The sequence below is a fragment of the Streptomyces sp. NBC_01257 genome, assembly GCF_035917255.1.
Lineage (GTDB): Bacteria > Actinomycetota > Actinomycetes > Streptomycetales > Streptomycetaceae > Streptomyces.
The window spans coordinates 1,356,549-1,382,533 of record NZ_CP108472.1; the positions used below are offsets into that span (position 1 = coordinate 1,356,549).

Annotated in this window: 3 protein-coding genes (1 of these 3 only partly in view); all 3 read right to left on the reverse strand. The window is 70.3% G+C overall.

Annotation, left to right across the window (positions count from 1 at the left end; all coding sequences use genetic code 11):
* Tightly spaced (each overlapping or abutting the next), the 3 genes in view from OG408_RS05845 to OG408_RS05855 form a layout consistent with a single transcriptional unit that may run on beyond the window.
* On the reverse strand, positions 1-15,744 hold the full coding sequence (locus OG408_RS05845; protein ID WP_326668646.1) for a non-ribosomal peptide synthetase: 15,744 nt from the start codon (positions 15,742-15,744) through the stop codon (positions 1-3).
* On the reverse strand, positions 15,744-25,205 hold the full coding sequence (locus OG408_RS05850; protein ID WP_326668648.1) for a non-ribosomal peptide synthetase: 9,462 nt from the start codon (positions 25,203-25,205) through the stop codon (positions 15,744-15,746). Before OG408_RS05850 ends, OG408_RS05845 begins: the two co-directional genes overlap by 1 nt.
* On the reverse strand, positions 25,202-25,985 hold the end of the coding sequence (locus tag OG408_RS05855) for a non-ribosomal peptide synthetase (RefSeq protein ID WP_326668650.1). The gene runs 16,007 nt beyond the window's last position; the window shows 784 of its 16,791 coding nt (coding positions 16,008-16,791); its start codon lies beyond the right edge, outside the window; its stop codon occupies positions 25,202-25,204. Before OG408_RS05855 ends, OG408_RS05850 begins: the two co-directional genes overlap by 4 nt.

A 25,985-nucleotide genomic window follows, 5' to 3' on the forward strand; every position in this document is an offset into this window, starting at 1 on the left:
CTACTCGGCGTCCCGCCCAAGGCGCGCCTCCACGGCGCTCCACACCCGCTCCAGTGTCTCGGGTCGCGTCATCTCATGGTGCGCCCCGGGCACCACCACTTCCTCGACCTCGCCCGTCACATACGGGCCCCAGGCCTCGGCACGGAGTTCGCTCTCCTCCGCGCGGACCAGCAGCACATCACCGTCGAACAGCTTCTGCTGATGACGCCTGCGCAGCACCCGGTGGTTCTGGAGGACGCGGGCGAACACGCGGTACTCGTCCTCCGTCACCGCGCCCAGCGCATCGCCGGCCTCGCGCCGTACGTCCTCGACCAGCCGTTCCGCCTTGGTGTCGAGGTCCTCACCGTCCGGCTCCTGCGACGCCTCGTCCGGCACCCACGGCCCCTGGTCCAGGATCACCAGCGCCGCGACCGCCTGTCCCTCCGCGCGCAGCCGTACGGCCATCTCGTGCGCCACCGCACCGCCGTAGGACCAGCCGAGCAGGTGGTAGGGGCCCTCCGGCTGCACCGTGCGGATCTGCTCGACGTAGTGGGCCGCCATCTCCTCGACGGACGACGAGAGTTCCTTCTCCCCGCCCAGGCCACGGGCCTGGAGCCCGTAGAGCGGGACGTCGGCCGGCGCGTACCGCGCCAGCGGCATGTAGCACCAGCTGATCCCGCCGGCCGGGTGGACGCAGAAGAAGGGCGGCCTGCTGCCCTGGCTGCGGATCGGCAGCAGCACGTCGAGCGCGTCCCGAACCGACGACAGTGTCATCCGCCGCATGAGCTCGGCGGCGGTCGGTGCGACGAACAGATCGCGGACCGTGATGGCCATGCCGCGCTTCCTGAGCCGCTCCACGAGCCGCACGGCAAGCAGCGAGTGACCGCCGAGTGCGAAGAAGTCGTCGTCGACGCCCACCCGTTCGAGGTCCAGGACCTCGGCGAACGCCGCACACACGCTGCTCTCGAACGCGGTGACCGCCGCGCCCTTGGCACTCCCCTGCTGTCCGCCCGCCGCCGGGCCGCCCGGCACGGGCAGCGCCTTGCGGTCCAGCTTGCCGTTCGGCATCAGCGGAAGCTTGTCGATGACGACCACGGCCTGCGGAACCATATAGCCCGGCAGGCGGTCCTGGGCGAGCGACCGGACCGCCTGGCCGAGCCCTTCGGCTCCGCGCCCGGCCGTGTCCTTCCCCGGTACGACGTAGGCCACCAGCCGCTGTCCACCAGTCGTGGAGCTGCCTGCCCCGTCGCCGGCCCCGGAAGGATCCTCGCGCACGAGCGCCACCGCCTGCGCGACCGAGGGGTGAGAGGTGAGCACCGCCTCGATCTCGCCCAGTTCGACACGGAAGCCCCGGATCTTGATCTGGTCGTCGGAACGCCCGACGTACTGCAGCTCGCCGTCCGTCGTCCAGCGGACCACATCACCCGTGCGGTACATCCGCCCGCCGGGAAGGAACGGGCACGCCACGAAACGGCCGGCGGTGAGACCGGAGCGGCCCAGATAGCCGCGCGCCATGCCCTTGCCCGCGATGTAGAGCTCGCCGGGAACGCCCGCGGGGACCGGGGCGAGCGTGTCGTCCAGGACGTACACCTGGGTGTTGCCGACCGGGCTGCCGATCAGGGACACGTCCTCCGAGTCCGGGCGCAGCTCCTGCCCGGTGGACCAGACGGTGGTCTCCGTCGGCCCGTAGAGGTTCGTCAGCGTCGGGGTCCTGGCGAGCATCGTGCGGGCCAGGTCGGCGGGCAACGCCTCGGCGCCGATCATCGCGCGCACCCGCGTCCAGTCGACGGGGTCGTCGGCGTCGGCGATCAGCCCGCGCCACAGGCTCGGCGTGGCGTGCACCGCAGTGGCACCCGTCGTCCGCACCAGCTCCCTCAGCGCCCACGGGTCGAGCACCTGCTCCTGCGCGGCGAGCACCATGCGGGCGCCGTTGACCAGCGGCAGGTAGAACTCGAAACCCGCCATGTCACAGCCGTGCGTGCTCACGGCGAGCAGCCGGTCGTCGGCGCCCAGTGCGAAGCTGTCCTGCATCGTCTCCAGGAAGTTGACGATCGCCCGGTGCTCCACGAGCACGCCCTTGGGCCGCCCGGTGGATCCGGAGGTGTAGATCACCCACATCGGGTGCTCGGGCAGCAGGGGCGCCGTACGTTCGGTGTCCGCGAGGGTGCCGGCGGGAAGGGCCGCGATCTCCTCCGCCACAGCGGCCTCGTCCATCAGCACGACGGGCACCTTGCCTCCGGCCTCGGTGCCGATCTCGTACTCGGCCAGCTGCTCGCGCATGCTCTCGCCGGTCAGCACGCACACGGCGTCCGAGTCGGCGATCACGTACGCGATGCGTGCCGCCGGATACGCCGGGTCGATCGGCAGATAGCCGGCACCCGATTTGAGGACGCCCAGGAGCCCCACGATCAGGTCGGTGGTGCGCTCGAAGACGACCGCGACGATGGACTCGGGGCCCACTCCCCTGCCCGCCAGATAGCGGGCGAGCCGGTTGGCGCGTGCGTCGAGTTCGGCATAGCTCAGCTCCACGTGTCCCGCGTCCGCGGAGCCGGAGACCAGCGCGATCCTGTCCGGAGTACGGGCGACCTGCGCCTCGAACTGTGCGACGACAGTGGTGTGCGGCACCTCGACGGCCGTGTCGTTCCAGCCGGTCAGCATGAGGTGCCGCTCGGCGGGGTCGAGCACGTCCACCGTGCTGAGCCGGACACCCGGATCGGCTGCCAAGGCCGTCAGCACCCGCACGAGACGCTCGGCGATCCGCGCCACCGACTCCGGCGCGAACAGGTCCGCCGCGCCGACCAGCCCGCCGGTCATCCCCGCGGGTCGACCGTCGGCGTCGAACTCCTCGGCGATGCTTACGTCGAGGTCGAACTTGACGACGGCGGAGGGCTCGTCCGGCGATTCGGCCGCGACGGGCCCGTCCCCGTCCGGTGCTCCCCGGCGCGCTTCGACGCCGTTCAGCCCGAGCGTGGCCTCCTCCGTGTTCTGGAGCAGCAGCATCACCTGGAACAGCGGGTGCCGGGCGAGGGAGCGGCTCGGTGCAAGCTCCTCCACCAGCCGCTCGAAGGGCACATCGGGGTGTGCGAACGCTCCGAGACCCGCTTCGCGCACCCGCTTCAGCACCTCGCGGAAGCTCGGGTCGTCCGACAGGTCGGTGCGCAGCACGAAGGTGTTGACGAAGTACCCGACCAGGTCGTCGAGCGCTTCGTCCGTTCGGCCCGCGAGCGCGGAGCCGATCGGAATGTCCTCGCCCGCACCGAGCCGGGACAGGAGTACGGACAGGCCGCCGTGGAGCACCATGAACATGGTGACGCCCTCGTCGCGCGCCACCTCCCGCAGCCGGGCGTGCACTTCGGCGGGAATCTCCAGGGGCACCCGGTGTCCTCGGTGGCTCGCCACCTCGGGGCGTGCACGGTCGAACGGCAGCTCCAGTTCCTCGGGCACCCCGCCCAGGTTCTCGCGCCAGTAGCCGACCTGGCGGGAGATGGGGCTGTCCGGGTCCTCGCTGTCGCCGAGTACCTCGTGCTGCCAGAGGGCGTAGTCCGCGTACTGCACGAGCAGGGGCTCCCACTCGGGGGCGCGGCCGACGCTGCGTGCCGCGTACGCCGCCGAGAGGTCCCGCGCCAGCGGCGCCCAGGACCAGCCGTCGCTCGCGATGTGGTGGACGACCACGACGAGTACGTGGTCCTGCGGGCCGGTGCTGAACAGGGAGGCCCGTACGGGCGCTTCGTTCCGCAGGTCGAAGATGTGTCCCTCGGCCGCGGCGACGGCTTCCGCGAGCTCTCCCGGTGCGACGTTCGCGACGTCGAGCCGCCAGTCCAGCTCGCCGGGGGTCAGGATCCTCTGGTACGGCTCGCCGTCGCGGGAGGGGAAGACCGTGCGGAGCACCTCGTGCCGGGTGAGTACATCCAGGAAGGCCGCGTTCATCGCCTCGGGGTCGAGCTCGCCGGAGAGCCGGGCGGCGACCGGGATGTTGTAGGTCCGGCTCGGCCCCTCCAACTGTGCGAGCAGCCACATGCGGCGCTGCCCGTAGGACAGCGGGATCTGCTCGGGCCGCGCTCGCGCCGTCAGCGGCTCGCGCGTGGCCGCCGACGACGTGTCTGCCAGCCCGGCGGCCAGATCCGCCACGGTCGGGGTCTCGAAGAGCGCACGCACCTCGATCTCGACGCCGAGTGCGGCGCGTATCCGGCTGACCAGCCGCACCGCGAGGAGGGAGTGACCGCCCAGTGCGAAGAAGTCGTCGTCCACGCCGACGGCTTCCAGCCCCAGCACCTCGGCGAACGCCGCACACAGCAGCTCCTCCTGCACCGTCGCGGCACGCCGCCCGCTCACCGACGCAGCGGCGTAGTCGGGTGCGGGGAGGGCTGCGCGGTCGAGTTTGCCGGCCGCGGTCAACGGCAGAGCATCCAGCACCACCACAGCCGAGGGCACCATGTGCTCCGGAAGACGATCAGCAGTGAACTCCCGCACCAGACGCGACAGTTCACCGGCCTCCACGTCCTCGGGATCATCCGCGACCACATACCCCACCAGCCGCGTATCACCCGCCACCCCCTCACGGGCCACGACAGCCACCTGCGAGACCAACGGATGCGCAGCAAGGACAGCCCGGACCTCGCCAGGCTCGACACGGAAACCCCGCACCTTCACCTGATCATCAGCCCGACCAACAAACACCAACTCACCACCAGCCGACCACCGCACCAGATCCCCGGTCCGGTACATCCGCTCACCCACCACGAACGGACACGCCACAAACCGCTCAGCCGTCAACCCGAAACGACCCACATACCCACGCGCCACCTGAACACCCGACACATACAACTCACCCACCACACCCACCGGCACCGGACCCAACCCACCATCCAGCACAAAACACCGCACATTACCCAACGGCAACCCCACCGGCACCGAACCCGACACCACCGAACCCGACAAACGACCAGCAACCACACCAACCGTCAACTCAGTCGGACCATAGTGGTTGAACACCCCCAGCCCCTCACCCCCGACGGCCAGCAGCTCCGCGACCAGGCCCGGATCAGCGGCCTCACCACCCAGCACCAACGACCGCGCAGGCAACAACCCCTTCAGCCCACGCACCCCACCCAACGCCGCCAGATGCGACGGCACCACCTTCAGATAATCAAGCCCCTCACCCCGCACATACGACGCCACCGCATCCGCATCCGTCACCACCCCCTCCGGCAACACATGCAACTCACCACCACACGCCAACGCACCAAACACCATCGTGTTACCCAAATCCGTCACCTGCGACTGCAACACCCCGAACCGGCCACCCCGCTCCGCGAACTCCAACCGCGCCGATACGGAGACCACATAACTCGCCAGCCCCCCATGCGTCACCACCACACCCTTCGGACGCCCCGTCGAACCCGACGTATACACCACATACGCCGCACCCCCCGGCTCGACCACCACACCCGGCACACCCACCGCGGACACCGCCAACTGCATCCGCATCAACGCATCATCCACAGCCACCAACCGCACACCACCAGCCGGCAGATCCTCCAGAACCTCCTCCGTCGTCAACGCCAACACCGCACGCGAATCACGCAACACAAACGAAATCCGCTCCACCGGCTGCCCCGGATCCACCGGCACATAAGCAGCCCCCGCCTTCCACACCCCCAACACCGCAACCACCATGTCCACCCCACGCGGCAGACACAGCCCCACCACCGACTCCACACCCACACCCTGACCCATCAGCCAATGCGCCAGCCGATTCGCCCGCTCCTCCAACTCCCCATACGAAAGCCGTTCCTCACCCGACACCACCGCAACCGCACCCGGAACCCGAGCCACCTGCCGCTCGAACAACCCCACCACCGAAACACCCGAAGGCACCTCAACCACCGGACCGGCACCCAACCCCAGCACCCGGCCCCGCTCACCCGCACCCAGCACATCGACCTCACTCAGCCGAACACCCGGGGCATTGGACAGTTGTTCCACCACGCGCACCCAGCACGCGGTGACGCTCTCGACGGTGGCTGCCTCGAAGAGATCGGCGGCGGCGGTGACGGAGCCGCGCACCCCGGCCGGCGCGCCGTCCGCTTCGAACTCCTCGCCCACCAGCACGTCCAGGTCGAACTTGGCCGCCGAGACCCCCTCCGACCGGCCCGTCGATGTGTTGTCCGCCTGCACTCCCGGCAGGTCCAGAACGGCGTCGACGGTGTCCGTCTTCGTCAGGATGACCTGGAAGAGGGGGTGTCTGGCCATCGAGCGGCTCGGCGCCAGCTCCTCCACCAGCTTCTCGAACGGCACCTCCTGGTGCTCCAGCGCGGACAGTGTCCTCTCCCGCACGCGGCCGAGCATCTCCCGGAAGGTCGGGTCGCCGGTCAGGTCGGTGCGTACCACCATGGAGTTCACGAAGAACCCGACCAGCCCGTTCAGTGCCTCGTCGGTACGGCCCGCGTTGGCCGAGCCGATGGGAATGTCGGTGCCCGCGCCGAGCCGGGACAGCGTCATGGCGAGCGACGCCTGGAGCACCATGAAGAAGGTCACTCCCTCGGTGCGCGCCAGGTCCGCGAGCCGCGCGTGTGTCTGCGCGGAGACGTGCACGGGCACCCGGTGGCCCCGGTGCGAGGAAGTGGTGGGACGCGGGTGGTCGAAGGGCAGAGCCAGCTCCTCCGGCGCGCCCTCAAGCGACTGACGCCAGTGGGCCACCTGACGTGACAGCAGGCTCTCCGGATCATCCTCGTCGCCCAGCAACTCCCGCTGCCACAGCGCATAGTCCGCGTACTGCACCGGCAACGGCTCCCACTCCGGGGCCCGCCCCGCACGACGCGCCGCATACGCGACGGACACATCGCCGGCGAGCGGGGCCTTCGACCAGCCGTCGCTCGCGATGTGGTGCAGCACGACCACCAGCACCTGCCCCTCCGAGCCCGCGTCGAACAGCCACGCACGGATCGGCACATCGGTGGTGAGATCGAAGACTTGCTGCTCGGCCGCGGCCACCGCGGCGTCCAGCTCCCCGGCGCCGACCTCGACAACCGACAGTTGCCACTCCAGGGCGTCCGGTGCGATGACGTGCTGGTACGGCCCGCCGTCATGTGCGGGGAAGACCGTGCGCAGGACCTCGTGCCGCTCGACCACGTCCCGCAACGCCGCGCCCAACGCCTCGGCGTCCACCTCACCCTCCAGGCGCAGCACCACCGGAATGTTGTACGTCGCGCTCGGTCCCTCCAACTGGCCTATGAACCAGAGCCGTTGCTGAGCGAACGACAACGGCAACCGCTCCGGGCGCCTGGTGACCGCGGTCAGGGGCCGCTGCACACTGCGTACATCCGACAGCCGCCGCGCCAGGCGCGCCACTGTGGGGGCCTCGAAGAGCGTACGTATCCCCGTCTCGACGCCGAGTGCGGCGCGTATCCGGCTGACCAGTCGCACCGCGAGGAGGGAGTGGCCGCCCAGTGCGAAGAAGTCGTCGTCCACGCCGACGGCAGCGAGCCCCAGGACCTCGGCGAACGCCGCACACAGCAGCTCCTCCTGCACCGTCGCGGCACGCCGCCCGCTCACCGACGCAGCGGCGTAGTCGGGTGCGGGGAGGGCTGCGCGGTCGAGTTTGCCTGCCGCGGTCAACGGCAGAGCATCCAGCACCACGACAGCCGAGGGCACCATGTGCTCCGGAAGACGATCAGCAGTGAACTCCCTCACCTCGGCTCCGAACCCGTCCCCCGCATCCCCCGCGGGAACCACATAAGCCACCAACGCCCCCTCACGGGCCACGACAGCCACCTGCGAGACCAACGGATGCGCAGCAAGAACGGCCCGGACCTCGCCAGGCTCGACACGGAAACCCCGCACCTTCACCTGATCATCAGCCCGACCAACAAACACCAACTCACCACCAGCCGACCACCGCACCAGATCCCCGGTCCGGTACATCCGCTCACCCACCACAAACGGACACGCCACAAACCGCTCAGCCGTCAACCCGAAACGACCCACATACCCACGCGCCACCTGAACACCCGACACATACAACTCACCCACCACACCCACCGGCACCGGACCCAACCCACCATCCAGCACAAAACACCGCACATTACCCAACGGCAACCCCACCGGCACCGAACCCGACACCACCGAACCCGACAAACGACCAGCAACCACACCAACCGTCAACTCAGTCGGACCATAATGATTGAACACCCCCACCCCATCACCCCCGACGGCCAGCAACTCCGCCACCAGGCCCGGATCAGCGGCCTCACCACCCAGCACCAACGACCGCGCAGGCAACAACCCCTTCAGCCCACGCACCCCACCCAACGCCGCCAGATGCGACGGCACCACCTTCAGATAATCAAGCCACTCACCCCGCACATACGACGCCACCGCATCCGCATCCGTCACCACCCCCTCCGGCAACACATGCAACTCACCACCACACACCAACGCACCAAACACCATCGTGTTACCCAAATCCGTCACCTGCGACTGCAACACCCCGAACCGGCCACCCCGCTCCGCAAAACCCAACCGCGACGAAACCGACACCACATAACTCGCCAGCCCCCCATGCGTCACCACCACACCCTTCGGACGCCCCGTCGAACCCGACGTATACACCACATACGCCGCATCCCCCGGCACCAACGCCACCCCAGGCACCACCACCCCCGACCCACCAGCCAACGCCACCGCCAACGACGCCTCATCCAACGTCACCACAACACCGGCATCACCCCACACAAACGCAACACGCTCCGCCGGCTGCCCCGGATCCACCGGCACATAAGCAGCCCCCGCCTTCCACACCCCCAACACCGCAACCACCATGTCCACCCCACGCGGCAAACACACCCCCACCACATCACCACGACCCACACCCCGACCAATCAGCCAACCCGCCAACCGATCAGCCCGCTCCCCCAACTCCCCATACGAAACCCGCTCCACACCCGACACCACAGCAACCGCACCCGGAACCCGAGCCACCTGCCCCTCGAACAACCCCAACACCGAAACACCCGAAGGCACCTCAACCACCGGACCAGCACCCAACCCCAACACCCGACCCCGCTCACCCACACCCAGCACATCGATGGCGCCGAGGGGGCGTTCCGGTGCTCCGGCGAGTGCTGCCTCCAGCTCGGTGACCAGGTTCTCCGCCGCGGTGTGGAGCAGTTCGACGATCTGGTGCGGGTCGAGGGTGTCGACGGTCGTGGCGGCCAGGGACAGGGCGTCTCCGTCATCGTCCACAGCGACCGCGAGGGGGTAGTTGTGGAGGTAGCGCGAGTACACCCGGGTGATGCCCTCCAGGCCGTCCGTACCGCCGTCGTCGCCGGGCGCGTCCTCTTCCGTCTGCTCCGTGTTGTGGCGGTAGTTGAACAGAGCGGTGAACAGGGGTGTATCGCCCGGGATGCCGCTGGCGCGCTGCGCGGCGGCGAGCGGGGCGTGCTCGTGCTCCAGGAGACCGGCCAGCTGGCCACGCATGGCGCTCACCGCTTCGAGTACGCCGAGATCAGGCGTACGTACGCGCACGGGCAGCGTGTTCATGAAGAGCCCGAGCCCTCGGCCGGCTCCCGCTCCCGCGTCCATGCGTCCGAACAGGACCGTGCCGAAGACGACGTCGTCGCGCCCGCTGACCACTGACAGTACGCGGGCCCACGCGACATGCATGACGGTGGCCGTGCTCGCGCCGGCCCTCCGGGCCACGGCGCGCAGCCGGGTGTCCAGCTGCTGCGGGACCGCCCGGCGTGCCCGCACCATGGATGAGCTGCCGCTGTGCGCGTCGAGCAGGCCGAAGGGGGCCGTGGGCTCGTCCACGTCGCCGAGCAGTTCGGCGAAGTACCGTTCGTGGCCGGAGCGCCCGCCGTCCGCCCGGGACCGGGTCTCGGCCTGGAGCTGGGCGACGAACTCACGGAACGGCGCGGGCTCCGGCAGCTCTGCGGCACGCCCCGCCAGGTGCGCCCGGACCTCGTCGAGCAGCACCTCCAGGGCCGTGTGGTCGAGCGCCATGTGGTGGACGCGCACCAGTCCCAGGCACTTGCCGTCCGGGAGGCCGGCCACGTGCATGTCGATGAGGGGCGCACGGTCCAGGCGCATCGTCATGCCGCCGGCGTTCACCAGCTCGGTGACGGGGTCGGTGCATCCGGGATCCAGGGCGATCTCGTCGACGGGCAGCGGCGCGCGGCGCCACACGACCTGGACCGGCTCCCGCACGCCCTCCCAGACGATCGCCGTATGGAAGATGTCGTGGCGGTCGATCACCTGCTGGAGCGCCGCGGTGAAGGATTCCAGCCTGGACCACGAGTCGAACTCCACCACCTCGGAGATGACATAGGCGTCCTCCCCGTCCTCGGCCATCAGGTGGTGGAAGAGGATGCCCTCCTGGAGGGGGGCCAGCGGGTAGATGTCGGCCACGTTCGGCGCTCCGCCGTCGACCGTGGCGGTCACGCGTGCGATCTCCTCCGCCGTCAGGTCGACCAGCGGCAGCATCGCGGGGGTGATATCGGTGACGGCCTCCGGTATGCGGTTCTCCGGGACCGACGGACGGAGCTCTCCCGCGGACAGGGCGAGCCCAGCCGGCGTCGGGCTGTCGAACAGCGCGCGGACGGACACCGAGACGCCCGCCGTGCGGAGCGTCTCCACCAGCCGCATGGCGAGCAGCGAGTGGCCGCCGAGCTCGAAGAAGTTGGCTTCGGCGCCGACGGCATCGAGGTCGAGAACCTCGGCGAAGGCCGCGCACAGCAGCCTCTCGCGTGCGGTGGCGGGGCCTCGGCCCGTGACCGCCGACGCGGCGAAGTCCGGGGCGGGAAGGGCCTTGCGGTCCAGCTTGCCGCTGCTCGTCAGCGGCAGCGCGTCCAGTACCACCACGGCCTGCGGCACCAGGTGGGCAGGCAGGGCTCGTGCGACGGCCTCACGGATCAGGGCAGGCATCTCGCTCGCGGCAGGGGTCCCGCCGGCAGTGCCGGCGCCCGCCTGGACCACGTAGGCGACCAGCCGCTTCTCGCCGGTGGCGCCGTCCCGGGCGACGACCGCCGCCTGTGCCACGTCTTCGCGCGCCGCGATCAGCGCCTGGACCTCTCCCGGTTCGATGCGGAATCCCCGGATCTTGACCTGTTCGTCGGTCCGGCCGAGGTATTCGAGCTGGCCGTCCGCGTTCCAGCGCACGAGGTCGCCGGTGCGGTAGAGCCGCTCGCCCGGGTCCAGGGGTGAGGCGACGAAGCGCTCGGCCGTCAGTCCCGCGCGGCCGAGGTAGCCGCGCGCGAGGCCCGCGCCCGCGAGATAGAGCTCTCCCGTGACGCCCACGGGCACGGGGGACAGCGTGGCGTCCAGGACGTAGGAGCGGGCGTGCGACAGGGGGCGGCCGATGGGCACGGGGCCCTCGACGCGCTCGTCCGTCGACCATGCGGTGGCGTAGACGGTGGCCTCGGTCGGGCCGTAGATGTTCGCGACGCGGACGCCCGGCACGGCCTGCCGGATGCCCTCCGTCAGCTCGGCCGTGAGCGCCTCGCCCGCCATCACGACGGTACGGGGCCGCACCCGGAGCGCGCCGTTCGCGAGGAGCTGCGCGAACGCCGAGGGCACGCCGCTGACGAGGCTCACCCGCGTCAGGTCGCGCTCGCGGTCGGCGAGCGCCAGCAGGTTGGGGACGAGCTCCACGCTGCCGCCGGACACCAGCGGGCCGAAGAGCTCGAAGACCGATACGTCGAACGTGAACGAGGTGGAGGCCAGCACCCGCGAGAAGACGGCCTCGCCCTCGGCGTCCGGCGCACCGAACTCGTCGGCCGCCCACGCGAGCAGCGCGGATACGGAGCGGTGCTCGACGATCACGCCCTTGGGGCGGCCCGTCGAACCCGAGGTGTGGATCACGTAGGCCGGGTGCCCGGGGAGCAGCGGCCTCGTCCGCTCGTCCTGTGCGAGGGCCGTGCCGCCCAGCTCCGTGAGGGCTTCGAGCGTCGCGCCGTCGTCCAGGACGATCCGCGCCGCGGTCCCGTCCGGGTCCTCGGGCAACCGGTCCTCCAGTACCCCGGTCGTGAGCACGACCGCGGGCGAGGCATCGGCCAGCAGGTAGGCGATGCGTTCGGCCGGGTACTCGGGGTCGATCGGCAGATAGGCGCCGCCGGCCTTGAGGACGCCCAGCAGGGCCACCATCAGTCCGACGCCGCGCTCCAGGCACACGCCGGCCACCGACTCGGGCCCCACGCCGCGCGCGGCCAGCAGCCGGGCGAGCCGGTTGGCGCGCGCGTCGAGTTCGGCGTAGGTGAGGTGCTCGTTTCCGTCGCTCACCGCGGGTGCGTCGGGCGTACGCGCCACCTGTGCCTCGAACAGCTCCGGGACGGTGAGGCGCGGCGCTCGTACGGCCGCGCCGTTCCACTCCTCCAGGACCCGTCGCCGCTCGTCGCCGTCGAGGATGTCGAGGGCGTCCAGGCGCTGCTGGGGGCCGCCGTCGAGGGCCTGTTCGAGCGCGGTGACCAGGCGCTCCGCGGCCGTACGCACGAGCACGCCCACCGCATGCGCGTCGATGGGGGCCACCGCGTCGACGGCGACGGAGAGCCCGTCGCCCTCGTCGTCCACGGCGACGACCAGCGGGTAGTTGGTGCGTTCGTCGGCGGACAGCATCCGGATGCCGGCCAACGGCTCCGCGCGCTCACCGCCCGCGTCGTGCTGCGGGACCTGCCGGGTCCCGGTACCGCCGGTGTTGTGACGGTAGTTGAGGAAGGAGGTGAACAGGGGCGCGTCGCCGGCGACTCCGCCGGCCTGCTGGGCGACGGACAGCGGGGCGTGCTCGTGCTCCATCAGTTCCGCGAGCTGGTCGCGCATCGCGGACACCGCGTCGAGCACGCCGAGTCCGGCCGTACGGGCGCGTACCGGCAGCGTGTTGATGAACGGGCCCGGCACCCGGTCGGACCCCGCCCCGGCGTTCATCCGGCCGAACAGCACGGTGCCGAAGACGACGTCGTCCCGGCCACTGACCACCGACAGGACGCGGGCCCACGCCACGTGCATCACGGTGGCGGGGCTGGTGCCCAGCCGCCTCGCGAGCAGCCGCAGCCGGGATTCGAGCCCGGCGGGGAAGGCCACTTCACGGTGCACGGTGCCCGCGCCGACGCCACGGGCGTCCACCAGGCCGTACGGCGCCGTCGGGTCCTCGACGTCGCCCAGCAGCTCGGTGAAGTAGCGTTCGTGCTCGGCCCGATCGACACCGCCGCGCGCCTGTTCCACGAAGTCGCGGAACGGCAGCGGCTCGGGCAGCGCGGCGCCGTCCCCGGCGAGGAACGCCTCGACCTCCTCCAGCACCACCTCCAGGGCCATGTGGTCCTGCACCAGGTGGTGGATGCGCACCACTCCCAGCCACCGGCCGCCGCCCGTGTCCCCGCCTTCGCCGTCTCCTTCGAGCAGCGGGGTGACGTGCAGGTCGATCTGCGGCGCACTGCCGAGGTCCATCACCAGGCCGGCAGCGGCCAGGAGCCCGGCCACCGGGTCGGCGCCGACGGTTTCCGGTGCCACCTCGGCGACCGGCAGTACGGCGTGCCGCCACACGACCTGGACCGGCTCGGCCAGTCCCTCCCACACGAACGACGTACGGAAGATGTCGTGCCGGTCCAGGACCCGCTGGAGTGCGTCCGTGAAGGCGTCCAGCCGCCCGCGTGAGGCGAACTCCAGGACCATGGGCAGGACGTACGCGTCCTCACCGCCGTCGGCGAGGAGGTGGTGGAACAGGAGCCCCTCCTGGAGGGGGGCGAGGGGGTAGACGTCGGCGATGTTCGCGGCGCCACCGGCCACGCTCGCCACGACGTGCGCCAGCTCCTCGTCCGTCAGCCGCACCAGCGGCAGCATGCCGGGAGTGAGTGCGGTCGCACCGGCCGGAATGCGGTTCTCCGGCACCGCGACGCGCTCCACACCGAAGGAGCCCGCGAGTCCGGCCGGCGTCGGCGTCTGGAAGAGCGCCCGCACGGACACCGCGACGCCGCGGGCCCGCAGCACCTCGACCAGCCGGAGCGCCAGCAGGGAGTTGCCTCCGAGCCTGCGGAAGAAGTCGTCGGCGACCCCGACGCTCTCGACACCGAGGACCTCTGCGAACGCGGCGCAGATGATCTCCTCGCGTGCGTTGGCCGGACCACGGCCGGTGTCGCCCGAGGCCGCCGGACCGGCCGGGTGACGCTCATCGGCCGTGCGGTGCTCCAGCGCACCCTCCCTGGTCCAGTACGCGCGCTCGCCCGTGCGGTACATCAGGGTGCCGGCCTCACCGAACGGGCAGGGCACGCAAGGGAGGTCCTGGTCAGGGGCGCCCGTCAGATACACGTCTCCCTCGACACCCACGGGTACGGGCGCGAGGAAGCCGTCGAGCACGTACACACGTGTTTCGGGCGCGAGGGCCGCGGCCACACTCCACCCGGCGAGCACGCGCTGCCGCTCGTCCTCGTCGAGCACGTCCAGCTCGCTCAGTCGGACGCCCGGGCCGGCCGCCAACTGCTCCAGTGCCCGTACGAGGCGGGAGGCGAACGCGACGGCTGTCTCGGCATCGAAGAGATCGGCGGAAGCCGTCACCGAGCCGCGCAGGCCCGCCGGGGCGCCATCCGCGTCGAAGACCTCCGCGACGTCGAACTCGATGTCGAACTTGGCGCGCGGCGTCCGCCCCACGGCGACGACCTCCGCGCCACCGGTGCCGGTCCCGGTTCCCCCGGCTGTCACCCTCCGCTCGTTGTTCTGGAGCGTGAGCATCACCTGGAACAGCGGATGCCGGGCCAGGGAGCGGGCGGGTGCCAGTTCGTCGACCAGCTTCTCGAACGGCACCTCCTGGTGCGCGAACGCCTCCCAGCCCGTGGTCCGCGCCCGGTCCAGCATTTCGCGGAACGTCGGGTCGCCCGACAGGTCGGTGCGCAGCACCAGGGTGTTCACGAAGAACCCGACCAGATCCTCGAGCGCGACATCCGTGCGGCCGGCCACGGCGGTGCCGACCGGGATGTCGGTGCCGGCGCCGAGCCGGGACAGCAGCATGGTGAGGGCCGCGTGCAGGGCCATGAACGTGGTCGCGTCCCCGGCTCGCGCCAGCTCCGCCAGCCGGGCGTGCGTCGCGGCCGGTATCTCGACCCGCACCTCGTGGCCCTGGTGCGAGGCGGTCTCCGGGCGCGAGTGGTCGAAGGGCAGTGCCAGTTCCTCCGGGGCGCCGTCCAACACCCCGCGCCAGTGGGTGATCTCGCGCGCGAGCACGCTGTCGGGGTCGGACTCGTCACCCAGCAGCTCGCGCTGCCACAGCGTGTAGTCGGCGTACTGCACGGGCAGCGGCTCGAACACGGGCGCCCGGCCCGAAAGCCGGGCCTGGTACGCGGCGGTGACGTCACGTACGAGCGGCCCCATCGACCAGCCGTCGGCGGCGATGTGGTGCACGACCACGACCAGGACGGGCAGCTCGGACCCGTCGGGTGACTCGAACAGCCAAGCACGGATGGGTACTTCAGAGGCCAGGTCGAAGACGCACTCGGTCGCCTTCGTCACGGCGTCCCGCAGGAGGTCGGGCGCGACCTCGACGGCGGTCAGCTCCCACTCCAGGTCGTCGAGGTCCAGGACGTGCTGGTACGGCCCGCCTTCGGCGGTGCGGATGACGGTACGCAGCACCTCGTGACGGGTCATCACATCCCGGAGTGCCGCGTTCAGGGCCTCCCGGTCCGCGGCGGCAGGCAGCCGCTCGACGGTGGGAATGTTGTACGCGGGGCTGGGCCCCTCCATCTGGTCGATGATCCACAGCCGGCGCTGCGCGAAAGACAAAGGGAACATCAGGACTCCTCCTGGGTGCGCATCGGCCGCAACGTGGGCCTGACTGACTTCTGATTTCCGAGCTTGGTGAGGAGCCCAGCCACGGTGGGCGCGTCGAGCAGTGCCTGGAGCGGCAGTTCGGCGCCCAACTCGGCGCGGATCCGGCTGATCAGGCGCATGGCGAGCAGGGAGTGTCCGCCGAGGGCGAAGAAGTCGTCGTCCATGCCGACCCGCTCCAGGCCGAGGAGCTGGGCGAAGATGTCACAGAGCAGCTTCTCCCGTTCATTCGCCGGGGCGCGGCCGCCTGCCTTCGGGTGGGTGGTGGTGTTGGTGTAGTCGGGGGCCGGGAGGGCCTTGCGGTGCAGTTTGCCGTTGTCGGTCCGTGGCAACGCCTCCAGCACCACGACTGCCGAGGGCACCATGTACGCGGGCAACGACTGCCCCACGAACAACCTCAACTCCAAAGGATCCGGGGCAGCCCCGCCCTCCTCGGCCGGCACCACATAACCCACCAGCCGCACATCACCGGGCACATCCTCACGCGCGACCACAACCGCCTGCCCCACCCGGCCATGCCGCTCCAACACCGCAGCAACCTCACCCGGCTCGATCCGATACCCCCGAACCTTCACCTGATCATCAACACGCCCCAGACACTCCAACTCACCCCGCCCCGTCCACCGCGCCAGATCCCCCGTCCGATACATCCGCTCCCCACCCACAAACGGATCAGCCACAAACCGCTCACCCGTCAACCCCGCACGACCCGCATAACCCCGCGCCAACTGCACACCCGACAAATACAACTCACCAGCAACCCCCACCGGCACCGGACACAGCCCACCATCCAGCACATACCCCCGCACCGTCGCGAACGGACGCCCCACCACCACCGGACCACCCCCCACCACCTCGGCAGAAGTAGCCCACACCGCCCCCTCAGTCGGCCCATACACATTCACCACCGACGCCCCACCCGACACCTCACACATCCGCCCCGCCAAATCAGCGGGCAACGCCTCACCCCCCACCAACATCCGCACCCCACCAGGCCACTCACCCGACTCCACCAACCCACGCCACAACGACGGCACCCCCTGCACCACCGTCGCACCACACCCCCGCACCAACCCCACCAACAACCCCGGATCCCGAACCACCTCACGACCCGCCACCACCACACACGCCCCCGACACCAGAGGCAAAAACAACTCCAACACCGCAATATCAAAAGAAACCGTCGTCACCGCCACCAAACGATCCCCAACCCCCAAACCCACCCGCTCCCCCACACCCACCAAATGACCAACCAAAGCCCCCTGCCCCACCACCACACCCTTCGGCAACCCCGAAGAACCCGACGTATAAATCACATACGCCGCACACCCAGAACCACCCAAACCCACAAACCCACCACCACCCAAACCAGCCAACTCCGCGGACACCAGGGCCGCGTCGACCTCCACCACGGGCACCCCGAGCGGTCCGGGAAGCACGGCCACGCTCTGCACCGTCGTCAGCACACAGGCCGGGGATGAATCCTCGATCATGTACGTGATGCGCTCGGCCGGGAACTCCGGGTCGATCGGCAGGTAGGCTCCGCCGGCCTTCATCACGCCCAGCAGCGCCACCACCAGATCGATGCCACGCTCCATCACCACCGCGACCACCGACTCGGCCCCCACACCACGAGCCACCAGCAACCGCGCCAACCGGTTCACCCGCGCATCGAGCTCCGCATAGGAAACCTCAACACCCTCACACACCACCGCCACCGCATCCGGCGTCCGAGCCACCTGCGCCCCGAACATCTCCGGCAACGTCACCCCCGAACCACCAGAAGCTCCTCCACCGTTCCACTCCCACAACACCCGCTCACGCTCCCGCGAACCGAGCACATCCACCCCACCCAGCCGCACATCCCCACCACCCGCCAACGACACCTCCAACGCCGACACCACACCCTCCACAGCGGTGCGGGTGAGCTCTCCGACAGCGCGAGGGTCGATCGGGGCCACGGCATCAACGGCCACAGTGATCCCGTCTCCGTCGTCGACGGCCAGGGCCAGGGGGTAGTTGGTCCGCTCACGCGAGGACAGCACCCGGATCCCGGCCATCGGGTCCTCGCTCCCGGCGGGTTCGTCCCCGCCCTGCCGGCCGTTCCCGCCCTGGCTCCCGTCGTGGCGGTAGTTGAGGAAGGAGGTGAACAGAGGGGTGTCGCCCGGGACGCCACTGGCGCGTTGCGCCAGCGCCAACGGGGCATGCTCATGCTCCAGCAACTCGGCCAACTGCCCCCGCAATACCCCGACCGCCTCCCGCACACCCAAACCACCCGTACGCACCCGCACCGGCAACATGTTCATATGCGGACCCAGCACCCGGTCATCACCACCCACACCGGCACCCATCCGGCCGAACAACACCGTCCCGAACACCACATCCTCACGCCCACTGACCACCGCCAGCACACGCGCCCACACCACATGCATCACCGTCGCCGCACTCGTCCCCAGCCTCGCCGCCACCGAACGAAGCCGAACCTCCAACTCGGCGGGCAGCAGTACGGCGTGGTGCACCGCGTCCACGCCGTCGCCGCGGGTGTTCGTCACCCCGTACGGAGCTGTCGGTTCCTCGACATCGGCAAGCAGACCGGCGAAGTACCGCTCATGCTCCGACCGCTCGACCCCACCACGCGCCTGCGCCACGAAATCCCGAAACGGCAACGGCTCCGACAACCCACCACCACGCCCCGAAAGGAACGCCGCCACCTCCTCCAACAACACCTCCAACGCCGTGTGGTCCTGCACCAGGTGATGCACCCGGACCACACCCAGCCAGCGCCCCTCACCCCCGGGCACCCGCACCACGTGAATGTCGATCAGCGGCGCCCGCCCGAGATCCATCGACAGGCCGGCCGCGGCCAGGAGCGCGGCAGCCGGGTCGGCGCAGTCGGGGGCGAGTACGACCTCGTCGACCGGCAGCGCCGCGTGCCGCCACACCACCTGCACCGGCTCGGGGAGCCCGTCCCACACGAAGGACGTGCGGAAGATGTCATGACGGTCCAGGACCTGTTGCAGCGCGTCGGTGAATTCATCGAGGCGCCGTCGCGAGGCGAACTCCAGGACCGTGGGCAGGATGTAGGCGTCCTCGCCTCCGTCGGCGAGGAGATGGTGGAAGAGGAGCCCCTCCTGGAGCGGGGCGAGCGGATAGACGTCGGCGATGTTCGCGGCACCGCCCTCGACGCTCTCCACGACGCGCGCCAGCTCCACATCCGTGAACTCCACCAACGACAGCATGCCGGGCGTGAGGACGGTCGCACCGGCCGGAATACGGTTCGCCGGCACCACGACGCGCTCCGCACCCGACGACAGCGCCAGGCCCCCGGGCGTCGGGCTGTCGAACAGCGCACGTACCGAGACGGAGACGCCCTGTGTGCGGAGCTTTTCCACCATTCGGATGGCGAGCAGGGAGTGGCCGCCGAGCGCGAAGAAGTCGTCGTCCACGCCGACGCCCTCCACACCGATCACCTCGGCGAACGCCGCGCAGATCAGCTCCTCGCGCGCATTCGCAGGCACCCTCCCCGAGTGGGTGGTGGTGTTGGTGTAGTCGGGGGCCGGGAGGGCCTTGCGGTGCAGTTTGCCGTTGTCGGTCCGTGGCAACGCCTCCAGCACCACGACAGCCGAAGGCACCATGTACGCGGGCAACGACTGCCCCACGAACAACCTCAACTCCAAAGGATCCGGGGCAGCCCCGCCCTCCTCGGCCGGCGGCACCACATAACCCACCAGCCGCACATCACCGGGCACATCCTCACGCGCGACCACAACCGCCTGCCCCACCCGGCCATGCCGCTCCAACACCGCAGCAACCTCACCCGGCTCGATCCGATACCCCCGAACCTTCACCTGATCATCAACACGCCCCAGACACTCCAACTCACCCCGCCCCGTCCACCGCGCCAGATCCCCCGTCCGATACATCCGCTCCCCACCCACAAACGGATCAGCCACAAACCGCTCACCCGTCAACCCCGCACGACCCGCATAACCCCGCGCCAACTGCACACCCGACAAATACAACTCACCAGCAACCCCCACCGGCACCGGACACAACCCACCATCCAGCACATACCCCCGCACCGTCGCGAACGGACGCCCCACCACCACCGGACCACCCCCCACCACCTCGGCAGAAGTAGCCCACACCGCCCCCTCAGTCGGCCCATACACATTCACCACCGACGCCCCACCCGACACCTCACACATCCGCCCCGCCAAATCAGCGGGCAACGCCTCACCCCCCACCAACATCCGCACCCCACCAGGCCACTCACCCGACTCCACCAACCCACGCCACAACGACGGCACCCCCTGCACCACCGTCGCACCACACCCCCGCACCAACCCCACCAACAACCCCGGATCCCGAACCACCTCACGACCCGCCACCACCACACACGCCCCCGACACCAGAGGCAAAAACAACTCCAACACCGCAATATCAAAAGAAACCGTCGTCACCGCCACCAAACGATCCCCAACCCCCAAACCCACCCGCTCCCCCACACCCACCAAATGACCAACCAAAGCCCCCTGCCCCACCACCACACCCTTCGGCAACCCCGAAGAACCCGACGTATAAATCACATACGCCGCACACCCAGAACCACCCACACCCACAAACCCACCACCACCCAAACCAGCCAGGGTCCGGACGGTCTCCTCGTCATCGAGAAGGACCACGTCAGGCAGGGCGGACTCCGGCAGCCGGCCCCGGGTGCGGGACTCCGCCAGCACCGCCACGGGAGCGGCGTCCGCGAGCACATAGGCAATGCGCTCCGCCGGATACTCCGGGTCGATCGGCAGGTAGGCTCCGCCGGCCTTCATCACGCCCAGCAGCGCCACCACCAGATCGATGCCACGCTCCATCACCACCGCGACCACCGACTCGGCCCCCACACCACGAGCCACCAGCAACCGCGCCAACCGGTTCACCCGCGCATCGAGCTCCGCATAGGAAACCTCAACACCCTCACACACCACCGCCACCGCATCCGGCGTCCGAGCCACCTGCGCCCCGAACATCTCCGGCAACGTCACCCCCGAACCACCAGAAGCTCCTCCACCGTTCCACTCCCACAACACCCGCTCACGCTCCCGCGAACCGAGCACATCCACCCCACCCAGCCGCACATCCCCACCACCCGCCAACGACACCTCCAACGCCGACACCACACCCTCCACAGCGGTGTGCATGAGGCTGGCCACCGCGTGCGCCTCGATCGGGGCCACGGCGTCCACGGTCACGCCGATGCCGTCCCCGTCATCGTCGACAGCCACGACCAGGGGGTAGTTGGTCCGCTCGCGCGCGGACAGCAACCGGATCCCGGCCAGCGGATCCGTAGCCGGTCCCGTCTGCGGTTCGGCCTTCCGGTCCGTGTTGTGGCGGTAGTTGAACAGTGCCGTGAACAGAGGGGTGTCGCCCGGGACGCCACTGGCGCGTTGCGCCAGCGCCAACGGGGCATGCTCATGCTCCAACAGCTCGGCCAACTGCCCCCGCAGTACCCCGACCGCCTCCCGCACACCCAAACCACCCGTACGCACCCGCACCGGCAACATGTTCATATGCGGACCCAGCACCCGGTCACCACCCACACCGGCACCCATCCGACCGAACAACACCGTCCCGAACACCACATCCTCACGCCCACTGACCACCGCCAGCACACGCGCCCACACCACATGCATCACCGTCGCCGCACTCGTCCCCAGCCTCGCCGCCACCGAACGAAGCCGAACCTCCAACTCGGCGGGCAGCCGCTCCGAAGCGCGCACGACTCCCGCGCCGTCGCCACGGGTGTTCGTCACCCCGTACGGAGCTGTCGGTTCCTCGACATCGGCAAGCAGACCGGCGAAGTACCGCTCATGCTCCGACCGCTCGACCCCGCCACGCGCCTGCGCCACGAAATCCCGGAACGGCAACGGCTCCGACAACCCACCACCACGCCCCGAAAGGAACGCCGCCACCTCCTCCAACAACACCTCCAACGCCGTGTGGTCCTGCACCAGGTGATGCACCCGGACCACACCCAGCCAGCGCCCCTCACCCCCGTCTCCCGGAGCGGGCGACACATGGAGATCGACGAGCGGCGCCCGCCCCAGGTCCATCGAGAGACCGCACGATGCCACCGGATCCAACGGATCCAGATACATCTCGGTCACCGGCAGCACCGCACGCCGCCACACCACCTGAACCGGCTCCGCCAACCCCTCCCACACAAACGACGTACGGAAGATGTCATGCCGGTCAACCACCCGCTGCAAAGCACCCACGAACGCATCCAGCCGCCCACGCGAAGCAAACTCCAACACCGTCGGCAGCACATACGCGTCCTCACCACCCTCCGACAGAAGATGATGGAACAACAACCCCTCCTGAAGCGGAGCCAACGGATAGACATCCCCAACGTTCGCCCCACCCCCCTCAACACTCGCCACGACCCGCGCCAGCTCCGCCTCCGACAACTCCACCAACGGCAGCATCCCGGGCGAAAGCACCGCCGCACCGGCCGGAATACGGTTCGCCGGCACCACGACGCGCTCCGCACCCGACGACAGCGCCAGACCCGCGGGCGTCGACGCCTGGAACAGGGCGCGCAGCCCGACCTCCACGCCTTGGGCGCGCAGTTGTGCCGCGAGGCGGATGGCGAGCAGGGAGTGGCCGCCGAGCGCGAAGAAGTCGTCGTCCACGCCGACGCCCTCCACACCGAGCACCTCGGCGAACGCGGCGCAGATCAGCTCCTCGCGCGCATTGGCGGGCGCGCGACTCGCCCGCTCCTGGCCGTCGCCGCCCCACGTTCCGCTGCCACCGGCCACCGGCTGCCGTTCCACGGCCAGGACGCCGTCCGCTGTCCACCGCGCGCGCACGCCCGTGCGGTACATCCTGCCGCCGTCTCCGCCGGCGGCTGCCTCGCCTTTCGCGCCGAACGGGCAGGCCACGAAGTGCTGGCCGGTCAGCCCTGCACGCCCGGCATAGCCGCGCGGGAGCTGGGCTCCTGCCACGTACAGATCACCCACGACCCCGACCGGGACCGGGCGCAGCGCGCCGTCGAGCACGTAGGCAAGGGTGTTCGCCAGGGGGATGCCGATCACACCGCCGATACCGTCGCCGTCGGCGGATGCTGTCGCCTCCGGCGCCGTCTCGACGGGACGGTACAGGTGACGCAGGGCCGTGCCGGTGCCGCCGAACACGGCTCGCCACCGGTCGACCAGTGCAGGGGTGAGCTCCTCGCCCGAGGAGACCACCTGTCGCAGTCCGCCCTCACGGGCGGCACGCGCGGCGTCCGGCTCGGCCAGAAGGGCAGCGAGAGTCGAGGACGTGCAGTGCAGCACGGAGACCCGACGTTCCCGCAGCAGCGTCGCCGTGCCCCGCCGGCCGCCCGTTCGTGCCGGCCCCACGGGCAGCAGGGCTGCGCCCTCCAGCAGGGGCCAGAAGAACTCCCATCCGTCGTGCAGTACACGGTCGTCGACGCAGAGGCCGGTGTCGCGTCCCACCGCGGCGAGGCCGTGGACCAGGGCCGCATGCGTCACCAACGCACCCGCGGCCACCCCGTCCTCGTCCGGCGTCAGCCGTCCACAGCGTACGAACGCCGGGTCCTGGGGGTGCGACGGCAGCGGCCGTTCGTCCTCGGTCAGGGGCCCGTCGTCCAGGTCCCCCCCGTCGTCGACGGCCGTCACCACAGTAGTGGTCACCACTCCGTCCGGCAGCCCCTGCTCGCCGACCGGGAGGTATGCGCCGCCCGCCTTCAGTGCGCCCAGCGCGGCCACGACCGCGTCGGCGCCGGGTTCCAGGTGCACTCCGACCAGGGATCCGGGACCGACACCCCACCGGAGGAGGAGCCGCGCCATCCGGTTGGCCCGTGCGTCCAGTTCCGCATACGTCAGCTCCGTTCCGTCCTCGGACACCACCGCGACCGCGTCCGGCTGCCGTGCGGCCCAGGCCTCGAACCGCTCCGGCACCGTGCCCCGGGGCACCTCGACCGCCCTGCCGTTCCACTCCACGAGGACCCGGTCCAGCTCGCCGGCACCGAACACGTCGACCGCGCTCAAGCGGATCTCCGGCTGCTCTGTGACCAGCGCCAGGACGCGCACGAGTCCCGCTGCCAGCCGCTCGGCGGACTCGGGGTCGAAGAGGTCGGCGGCCGCGATCACCGAGCCGCGGAGGCCGGCCGGCGCGCCCCCGGCGTCGAACACCTCGCTGAGCGGGATCTCGAGATCGAACTTGGCAGCGTGCGCGTCTACGCCCCCGGCTTCGCCCTGTGCCGGCCGGCCGGTGCGTGTCTCCCCGTCCGCCAGCATCACCGGGTCGTTGTTCTGGAGCGTGAGCATCGCCTGGAACAGCGGCTGCCGGGACAGGGAGCGGCTGGGGGCCAAGGCCTCGACGAGCTTCTCGAACGGCAGGTCCTGGTGCTTGAAAGCCCCGATGCACACCTTCCGCACCTGTGCGAGGACCTCCCGGAAGGTGGGGTCCCCCGACAGGTCGGTGCGTATGACGAGAGTGTTGACGAAGAACCCGACGAGGTCGTCGAGGGCTTCGTCGGTACGGCCGGCGACGTCGGTCCCGAGCGGGATGTCCGTGCCCGCGCCCAGCCGCGAGAACAGCACGGCCACAGCGGCCTGGAGCACCATGAACGGCGTGACGCCCGCGTCATGGGCCAGTCGGGCCAGCCGCGCGTGGATGTCGCCGGATATCTCGACAGGGGCCCGGTGTCCTCGGTAGCTGGGTACTTCGGGGCGTGGGTGATCGAAGGGGAGCGCGAGCTCCTCCGGGACTCCTGCCAGGGCCTCGCGCCAGTAGGCCGTCTGCCGGGACAGCAGGCTCTTGGAGTCGTTCTCGGCGCCGAGCAGCTCCCGCTGCCAGAGTGCGTAGTCCGCGTACTGCACGGGCAGCGGCTCCCAGCCGGGCGCCCGGCCCTGCCGGCGCGCCAGGTACGCCGTGGCCACATCCCGCGCCAGGGGTCCCATCGACCATGCGTCGCTCGCGATGTGGTGCATGACCACCACCAGGACGGGGTCCCCGGTGCCGGTCTCGAAGAGCCAGGCGCGCACGGGGACTTCGCTCGCCAGGTCGAAGGCGTACGACGACGCCACCGCTGTCGCACCGGCCAGCTCGTCCGGCGCCACCGTGACCGTCGACAGCTCCCAGTCCAGTTCCTCCAGCGGAACGATCCACTGGTAGGGCTCGCCGCGACCGGTGTCACCACCACCGTCCGGGACCACGAACCGTGTCCGCAGCACCTCGTGCCGCTCCAGGACGTCCCGCAGCGCGGCGCCCAGCGCCTGCCGGTCGACCGGGCCCGGCAGGGTCCGCACGACAGGGATGTTGTACGTGTCGCCGGGCCCTTCCAACTGGTTGAGGAACCAGAGCCGCTGCTGGGCGTACGACAGCGGAATCGGCGGGTCCACCGGATTCGACGAACTCATCGGGAGTCCCCTCGCCTGCGCATCGGGCGCAGCGAGGGCCGCGCCGGCATGGTGTCTTCCTGTTCATCGGCCTCGTCGAGCCGCCGCGCGATCCCCGCCACCGTGGGCGCGTCGAACAGGGCCCCGAGGTCGACTTCGAGCCCCAGGACCGTTCTGATCCGGCTGATGAGCCGGACGGCCAGCAGCGAGTGGCCGCCGAGCGCGAAGAAGTTGTCATCGACCCCGACCGTCTCCAGCCCGAGGATCTGCGCGAAGGCGGCGCAGAGCTGCTCCTCGCGCGCGGTGGCCGGGGCACGTCCGGCGCCGGGCACGGGGCCGGGGCGTTCGGGCGCCGGCAGCGCCTTGGTGTCGACCTTGCCGTTCGGGGTGAGGGGCAGCGTGTCCAGTGTCATCAGGACTGCGGGCACCATCGACTCGGGGAGCTGGTCGCGGACGAACCGCCGCAGTTCCTCAGGGTCGATGACCGCTCCGGGTGCGGGGACCAGATAGGCCACGAGGCGGGGGTCCGATGCGGCAGCGCCGGCTCCCCCGTCGGCCGGGGCCGACCGGAGCGGCACCGGCCGGAGCACTTCGCCTTCCTCCAGCACCGCCACCGTGTCCACCCGGGTGTCGGGGTCACGGGTCACCGCGTCCAGTACTCGCGCCAGGCGCCGGGCGAACGTCTCGGCCGACCCGCCGTCGAACAGGTCGACGGACGCCGTGACCGTGCCGCCCAGCCCCGCGGGGGCGCCGTCGGTGTCGAACTCCTCGCCGAGGCTCAGTTCAAGGTCGAACTTGGCG